Source organism: Bacillus sp. 05T31 (genome assembly GCF_056396725.1).
In genome coordinates, this window is the sequence record NZ_JBFTMA010000155.1 from 1 (window position 1) to 7,722 (window position 7,722).

Below are 7,722 nucleotides of genomic sequence, written 5' to 3' on the forward strand. Positions count from 1 at the left end.
CTGCCAAAGAAGTTACGATTGGAAGTCCCAACCCGAATTATCATTCCTATATATTGAATAAGTATGGGCAATTAAAACCATTTGGAATTCCGGGTGAACTCTGTATTGGTGGCGTGGCGGTAGCACGAGGGTATCTTGGGAAATCTAAACTGACAGATGAAAAGTTTGTACCGAGTCCTTTTACGGCAGGAGAAATGATGTATCATACGGGTGATCTCGTTCGTTGGTTGCCTAATGGAGAACTTGAATATCTAGGTCGAATGGATCATCAAGTAAAAATTCGGGGATATCGGATTGAATTAAGAGAAATCGAAAGCCAGTTAAGGGAATATCCAGAAATAAACCAAACTATCGTTGTTGATCAAGTATATGGAAATAGGAAATTATTAGCTGCGTACTATGTATCGGATAATAAGGTCTCTTTTGATGAAATCAGAAAATATTTAAGTGATAAATTACCTGAGTTTATGATTCCTGAAAAAATGATTCAGGTGGAAGAGATTCCGTTGAATCCAAATGGGAAAGTAGATAGGAAAAGGTTATTAGATATAACACAAACAGATTATGTATCAATTCCATACGTTGCCCCGCGCAATGAAATTGAACAAAAATTGGTGCATGCATGGGAAAAAGTTATGGAGATTGAGGGAATCGGTATTCATGATAATTTTTTTGCTTTAAAAGGAGAATCGATTAAAGCACTTCAGGTAATTAATTTATTAAGAAAAGACTGCTTAAAAATAAGTACAACAGATTTTTTTAAGCATCCCACGATTGCTCAACTTAGTACTTGTGTAAAGTTAGAGCATAAAACGAAAAACTTTGAAAATAGACCAACCCATGTTAAAGATTTGTCTAAGCCATTTCCCTTAACAGAGGTTCAGACAGCGTACATGTTAGGACGGAATTCACAGTTTGAATTAAGTGGTATTTCACCTCAAACTTATTTTGAATATGAAACAGAATTGAATATCAATCGTCTTTCAAAAAGTTTTCAAAAGGTAATTCAACGTCATCCGATGTTACGAGCTGTAATTTTACCAGAGGGAGAACAGCAAATATTACAAAGCGTTCCTGATTACGAGATTGAAATAGTAAGTCTCATAGATTTAGATGATAGGAATCAAAATGCTCGCTTACAAGAAGAACGTTCTCGAATGACTAATCATGTATTTCCTTTAGGGCAATGGCCTTTGTTTGAATTAAAAGCCTTTCTTTTAAAAGAAGACACGTATTTATTATGTTTTCGATACGATGCTTTATTAATGGACGGAGCAAGCATGAACATCGTTGGACAGGATTTGTTTCATTATTATTATAAACCAGAGCAAAGGTTAGAACCTCTATCTTTTGATTTTCAAGATTACATGTTTATCTATGATGAACTGGAACAAAGTACAGAATATAAAACAGCAAAAGATTATTGGACAAGTAAGCTTCCTGACTTTCCGTTTGCGCCTTCTTTGCTGTTAAAAAAGGATCCAGCAGAGATTTCTACTCCTAAGTTCCAATCACTTAATAAGATCCTGGACAATGAAATATGGACAAAGCTACGAAAGTTAGCACAAGAGAAAGAAGTAACTCCTTCGGCTCTGCTTTGTACAATATATGGTGATGTATTGGCATATTGGAGTAATCAACGTCGATTGGCAATTAATTTGACTGTATTTAACCGTTATCCTGTTCATGAAGAAGTAGAGCAAATTGTGGGAGATTTCACTTCACTCATCTTGTTGGATGTTGATGTGAATCCAGATCAATCTTTCTTTACTAGAGTAAAAGAAACGCAATCTACTTTATTAGATGGTCTCGAACATCGCCATTACGATGGAGTTAATTTCATTCGAGATTTTACTCGATATCATCAAATGACGCCAAAAGCAGTTATGCCAATTGTTTTCACCTCGATGCTAGCAGGTGCGGGGGCTTTTGCTTGGGAACAACTTGGTTCACTTCGCCATATTCATGCTCGGACTCCACAAGTGTATTTGGATAATGTGGTAATTGAAAAAAATGGAGAGTTATTAATTAGCTGGAACTATGTTGAAGAATTGTTTGATGTTGATGTGATAGAAGCGATGTTTCACCAATTTGTTGACTTATTGGAACAATTAGTGAAACAAAGTGACGTAACATCTTTGCAGATGAAAGAGTTAGACCATGCTTTAATTGAGCAATACAATGAGACAACAGAAAAAATACCGTCGACTACTTTATATCAATTATTTACAGACCAAGTAAAACGTACACCGGATGAAGTAGCAGTAGTTTTTGAACAAGACTACTTAACATACTCGGAGCTTCATAAGCGCTCCAATCAAGTTGCGCACTTTTTAAAAGAACAAGGAATTGGTCTAGGTGACAAGGTTGGTCTTTTAGCACAAAGACGAGTTGACACAATTGCTAATATGATAGGTATTTTAAAAGCAGGTGCCGCTTATGTTCCGATTGATCCCGACCATCCTTCAGATCGCCAAACATATATTTTAGAAAATAGCTCATGCAAACTTGTATTAGAACCTAGTCTTTATGCAGAAAACCACTTGTCATTATACACAACAGAAGATATGCCTGCTATTGCTGGTCCGGAAGATCTTGCCTATATTATCTACACTTCAGGAAGTACAGGGAAACCGAAAGGAGTAATTATTACTCACCAAGCGGTTGCAAATACCATTCAAGATATTAATCAAAAATATCAGGTAAATGAAGATGATCGTATTATTGGTATTTCTTCTATGTGTTTTGACTTATCTGTATACGATATTTTCGGAACGTTAAGCACAGGTGCAATGTTGGTAATGATTCGTGACCCAAGAGACATGCAAGAATTAATCCGTACTGTCGAACGTAGAGGAATTACAATTTGGAATACAGTACCTGCAATTATGGATTTGGCATTAGATCAAGTAGGTTCTCATTTTGAACATTCTTCCTTGCGTTTAGTTTTACATAGTGGAGATTGGATTCCACTTTCTTTACCAGAAAAAATAAAACGACATTTTCCGATTGCGGAAGTAGTTTCACTCGGAGGAGCAACAGAAGCATCGATTTGGTCAATTTATTATCCGGTCAAACAGGTGGAATCGCATTGGAAGAGTATTCCATACGGGATACCTTTGGCAAACCAAACGTATTATGTGTTGAACTATGAAAAGAAAATGTGCCCTGTTGGTGTAATTGGAGATTTATATATCGGGGGAGTGGGCCTTGCTAAAGGATATTTAAATGATGAACAGAAAACAAATGAAGCATTTGTATCACATCCTGATTTTGGTCTTATTTACAAGACAGGAGACTGTGGAAAAATGCATCCTGAGGGATATATTGAATTTTTAGGCCGCCAAGATTATCAAGTCAAAATTCAAGGGTATCGAGTAGAGTTAGAAGAAATCGCCCATTGTCTTCTCACTTACAAACAAGTCGAACATGCAGTAGTGATTGATCAGACAGATGAGTATGGTATAAAATTTTTAGTCGCATATGTAGTAACTGAGAAAAATATTAGCACAACAGAACTTCGAAAGCAATTGCGAGATCACTTGCCAGATTACATGATTCCTTCTTATTTTGTTTATTTGGAACAATTGCCCTTGACTCCAAACGGGAAATTAGATAGAAAAGCGCTCCCTACTCCGGAGAAACAAACAAATGAAGTATTTATTGCTCCAAAAACGGAAATGGAAAAAATATTAACTAGTGTTTGGCAAGAAGTACTCAAAGTAAATCGGATTGGAGTAAATGATCATTTCTTTGCCTTAGGTGGAGATTCGATAAAAGCGATTCAAGTTTCCGTCAGACTGTATAGACAAGGATTTGAGCTGGAGCCAAAAAATTTATTTTCATTTCCTATATTAGGAGACATGGTTCAATTTGTTAAAAAGCTTGATCATCTTCCAAATTCGCAAACAAGTGATGTAAACAAAATGAACGATAATAAAGTTACATTACTAAATGTTAAAGATAAACAACTTAATCAACATACACTTATCAAAATACAAGAAAAAATGCCAGAAATAAAAATAGAACGTATTTACCCATTGGCACCTTTCCAGGAAGTTATTTATGAACATGCTGCGACTGAACCTGATACAAATGCATATTTCGAACAAACAATTTGGGCACTTGAGGGGGAGCTGGATATTAATCTCTTTATTCAGTGTTTCCAACAATTAGTTGATCGTCATGATTCTTTAAGAACGATAATTGTGCAAGATGAACAAGCACAACCTTGGCAAGCTGTTCTACATGATGTTCAAATGATTTCAGAGATAAAAAACTTGATTGAGATGACGAAACAAGAACAGCAAGAATTCCTAGACCAGTGGATGAATGAAAATTTAAGTCAAGGATTCAAAAATAATGAACTCATGACCCGTCTCTGTATATTCCAACTAGAAAATAACGAGCATAAGGTGGTTTGGAGTTCCCATCATCTATTATGTGATGGTTGGAGCGTCAGCATTTTGATAGACGAATTATTCCAGCTCTATGAAACAATAAATGCGGGAACTACGGCAGAGTTACCTATGGTGAAACCTTTTGAGACATTCATAGATTGGACTGTAGCACGAGATCATGAGAAAGCACGTCATTTTTGGCGGGATTATTTATCAGGATACAATCGGAAAATTAGTATTCCTAAAAAGAAAGTACCAACTCAAAGTGAAGGGTTAAATTTCACATTTATGGATTTAACATTAGATAAGGATTTGACTAATCAGTTACAGACATTTGTAACTAAAAACAATATAACTATGAATTCGGCATTACTAGCTGTATGGGGAATATTGCTTGGCAAATACAACGGAATGAGAGAAGTAGTATTACCTAATCTAGTATCAGTCAGACCTCCCGAAGTAGAAGGGATTGAAAATATGTTCGGTCTGTTCACAAATGTTTTGCCTATCCGACTAGCATGGACAGAAACGCAATCTTTTGTGGACTTCCTGCAAAAAGTACAACTAGAAACATTGAAATGTAATGAGTATGCATACTATTCATTTGTTGATATACAAAAACAAAGTGAATTAAAAACTGAGTTGACTGACCATCTTTGGGTTTTTGAAAACTATCCGACTAACTCAGCTATCTTTTCTTCAAATGAAAACAGAAATTTTGCCATCACAGATTACGAAGTTGTTGATGAGCCTCATGTAAAGTATGGAATTATGTGCTTCCCTGAAGAGAAACTTACAATAAAGTTTGGATATGATCAAACCGTATATGAAGCGGAGAAAATACAGGAAATATTGAATCACATCCATCAGTTAATCAACATGATTCTTCAAAATCCAATACAGGCAATCGGTGATTACAAATTATAAAAAATGAAAAGGCGAGCAAGAACTCGCCTTTTTAAATAGAATAGGAGTAAACCAAATGACAAAAAACTTGCAGTTATCAGCCGAAGAGATGCGTCAGTTAGGATATCAAGCGGTGGACTTGATTGTTGATCATATGAATCATTTAAAAAGTAAACCAGTTTCGGAAACGATTGATAGTAATATTTTTAGAGACAAGCTAATTGAAACGATTCCAGAAAACGGATCCAATCCAAAAGAGTTACTTCATTTTCTTAATAACAATGTGTTTAATCAAATTACTCATGTGGATCATCCTCATTTTATGGCTTTTGTGCCAGGTCCTAATAATTATGTTGGTGTAATAGCAGATTTTTTAGCAAGTGGGTTTAATGTATTTCCTACAGCTTGGATAGTAGGTGCAGGTGCTGAACAAATTGAATTAACGACAATCAACTGGTTAAAATCAATGCTAGGATTCCCTGATTCAGCTGAAGGGTTATTTGTCAGTGGCGGTTCCATGGCTAATTTGACTGCACTTACTGTAGCGAGACAGGTCAAGCTGAATAATGACATAGAAAATGCGGTTGTGTATTTTTCTAACCAAACTCATTTTTCTGTAGATCGAGCACTTAAAGTATTAGGTTTTAAACATCATCAAATTTGCCGAATTGAAACAGATGAAGATTTAAGAATTTCAGTTAGTACTTTAAGAAAGCAAATAAAAGAAGATCGATTAAAAGGGAAAAAACCATTTTGTGTTATTGCTAATGCAGGGACAACGAATTGCGGAGCGGTGGACTCCCTCGATGAATTGGCTGATCTATGTGGTGATGAAGATGTATGGCTACACGCGGATGGTGCTTATGGGGCTGCAGCAATTCTCAGTGAAAAAGGAAGGGAGGTGTTAAGAGGAATTCATCGTGCTGATTCTTTGACGTTAGACCCGCATAAATGGCTTTTTCAGCCTTATGATGTTGGTTGTGTACTCATTCGCAATAGCCAATATTTAAGTAAAACGTTCCGTATGATCCCAGAGTATATTAAGGATACGGAAACTAATATAGAAGAAAAAGTGAATTTTGGGGAGCGTGGAATTGAACTTTCTCGTAGATTTAGGGCATTAAAGGTATGGCTTTCTTTTAAAGCATTTGGAGTCACAGCTTTTCGTGAGGCAATAGATCATGGCATTATGTTGGCTGAACAAGTTGAAGAGTTTTTAAGGAAAGAAAAAGATTGGGAAGTAGTAACACCTGCCCAATTAGGAATTGTTACTTTTCGTTATATTCCTTGTAAGCGAACGTCTACAGAAACAATTCATGAAATAAACAAAAAACTGGTGGAAGAAATTAATCAAAGAGGATTTGCTATGCTAAGTACGACTAAATTAAAAGAAAAAGTAGTAATCCGACTTTGCTCTATCAACCCGAGGACAACATTAGAAGAAATAATTCAAATCATGATGAGCATTAAGGCGTTGGCAGAGGAAATAAACACATCGCCTAAACATCTTATATCTGTTTCTCAACCTTGATATATTAGGTGGATTTTACATATTAATAGCCGATTCTAAATGAGAATCGGCTATTATACTTTTCTTGTAAAGGGATTAAGCCTCAACCTTAGAGACTCTTTTGAAACCAGTCTTTACTGCTTGTACCATTTCGTTTACAGCGTAAATAGATACATCGGCATTTGGATTTAACCCTTCAAACCAGTGATAGGCATTTGGATATAAATGAAACTCGACATCAACACCAGCTTGCGCTAGTTTGCTTACATAGGTTAATGTTTCACTGCGGAATGGATCTAATTGACCAACAAATGTGTAAGTATATGGTAAATCACTATAATCCTCTGCTCGAGAAGGCGCTGCATAGACAGGGATTTGATCTGTTCCATACATTTCTCCTAAATACATTTTCCAACCAGCTTCATTTGCCTTTTGATTCCAAACAAATCCTTCTTTAATTTCATTCGCTGAAGGTGTATTATTTCGGTCATCAATCATTGGATAGAGTGGCATCTGTAAACAAATTGAAGGATATTTTCGATCTCGGGCTAATAATGATAATGCTGCTGTTAGTCCACCTCCAGCGCTTACTCCTGCAACCCCAATTCGATTCGAATCAATGTCTAATGACTTCGCATTATCAGCAATCCATTTTAAAGCTGAATAACAATCCTCAATTGGTGCTGGGTAAGGGTGTTCAGGTGCTAAGCGGTAGTCTACAGACACGACCACACAGCCAGCTTCTTTTGCAAACCTCATACAAGTATCATCGTTATCATCTATAGACCCTAAGATATAACCACCACCATGTATCCATAATAAGACAGGTAAAGGCTCATTATTTGATTTTGGACGATAAATTCTTAATGGTAACGGATTATCATCAGGTCCAACAATGACTTCATC

The 7,722-nt window shown here is 36.1% G+C and carries 3 protein-coding genes; 2 read left to right on the forward strand and 1 reads right to left on the reverse strand.

What is annotated here, in order from left to right; genetic code table 11:
• Both AC1DJR_RS11950 and AC1DJR_RS11955 read left to right on the forward strand, forming a co-directional pair.
• A partial coding sequence (locus tag AC1DJR_RS11950) for an amino acid adenylation domain-containing protein (protein ID WP_477002687.1) occupies positions 1 to 5,327 on the forward strand: 5,327 nt, incomplete at its 5' end.
• 55 nt (positions 5,328 to 5,382) lie between these two features.
• Complete coding sequence (locus tag AC1DJR_RS11955) at positions 5,383 to 6,837, forward strand: pyridoxal phosphate-dependent decarboxylase family protein (protein ID WP_016120261.1); 1,455 nt, start codon at positions 5,383 to 5,385, stop codon at positions 6,835 to 6,837.
• 75 nt (positions 6,838 to 6,912) lie between these two features.
• Here AC1DJR_RS11955 and AC1DJR_RS11960 read toward each other — a convergent pair.
• Positions 6,913 to 7,722, reverse strand: an 810-nt coding sequence (locus tag AC1DJR_RS11960; protein ID WP_477002688.1) for an alpha/beta hydrolase, incomplete at its 5' end; no start/stop codon positions are given.